General features: G+C 42.3%; 1 protein-coding gene. It reads left to right on the forward strand.

Annotation, left to right across the window (positions count from 1 at the left end):
• The coding region (locus tag H5072_RS19350) for a M3 family metallopeptidase (RefSeq protein ID WP_182694497.1) at nt 1-1,441 on the forward strand (1,441 nt) is incomplete at its 5' end.
• Nucleotides 1,442-1,448: the final 7 nt, after the last annotated feature.

The following is a 1,448-nucleotide window of genomic DNA, read 5'->3' on the forward strand; positions in this document are numbered from 1 at the left end:
TGAAGGTGAAATTGCAGGTCTTGCGGCCGCTGCTAAAAAAGCAGGTAAAGACGGCTACATGATCACGCTGGTAAATACGACCCAACAGCCAATTTTATCAAGCCTTGAAAACCGCGACCTACGTGAGCAAATATTTAAAGCCTCTGCTAACCGTGCAGCAAAAACTAACGGCCCAATTATTATTGAAGAAACAAACCTACGCGCTCAAAAAGCAGAGCTACTAGGGTTTAAAGATTGGGCATCGTATGTAATGACTTCGCGTATGGCACAAACAACTGACAACGTGTACGGCATTTTAGATGACCTAGCACCAAAAGCAGTTGAAAAAGCTAAAATTGAAGCAGCTGCTATTCAAAAAGTAATTAACGATTCAGGTGAAAGCTTTGAGCTTAAACCATGGGATTGGGCTTTTTACGCAGAAAAAGTACGTGCTGAAAAGTACGACTTAGATCCTGCCCTTGTTAAGCCTTACTTTGAAATGGATTCTGTAATTCACGATGGTTTATTCTTTGCAATGAACAAGCTATACGGTATTACATTTAAAGAGCGTAAAGACTTACCGGTTTATCATGAAGATGTTACAGCCTACGAAGTATTCAACGCTGACGGCAGCGCCATCGGTTTATTTTACCTAGACCCATACGCACGTGAAGGTAAGCGTGGCGGTGCATGGATGAGCGCTTACGTAAGTCAAAGCGGCTTAAAAGGCACTAAACCTGTAATTTACAATGCCCAAAACATTCCAAAACCTGCTGCAGGCGAGCCAACGTTAATGACGTTTGACGAAGTGTCAACTATGTTCCATGAGTTTGGTCATGCGGCGCACGGTTTATTCTCTGACGTTAAATACCCAAGCTTAGCAGGTACTGCTACAGCGCGTGACTTTGTTGAGTTTCCGTCGCAAGCGAATGAAGATTGGATGATTGAACCTACGGTACTTGCTAACTACGCCAAACACTACAAAACAGGTGAGCCAATTCCACAAGCTTTACTTGATAAAGTACTTGCATCGCAAAAATTCAATCAAGGTTTTGGTACCACTGAATATTTAGCAGCTGCTTTACTTGATATGGAATGGCACTCGTTTGGCTCAGATAAAAAAATTACTGATGTTCAAAAGTTTGAAAGCGATGCGCTAAAAGCACACGGTATTGATTACTACCCTGTACCACCGCGTTATAAATCAAACTACTTTAGCCATACATTTGCCGGTGGTTACTCTGCGGGTTACTACGCATACCTTTGGACTGAAGTATTTGCAGCCGATGCCTTTGCACACATGGAAAACAACGGCGGCTTAACACGTAAAAATGGTGATAAGTTCCGTAAAGAAATCCTATCTAAAGGTAACAGCCGCGACTTAATGCAAAGCTACATTGAGTTTAGAGGTCAAAAACCAACTACCGACGCATTACTTAAGCGCCGTGGTTTAGTTGAGTAAATAACTT

Source organism: Pseudoalteromonas sp. SR45-5 (assembly GCF_014163565.1).
In the GTDB taxonomy this organism is placed as follows: domain Bacteria; phylum Pseudomonadota; class Gammaproteobacteria; order Enterobacterales; family Alteromonadaceae; genus Pseudoalteromonas; species Pseudoalteromonas distincta.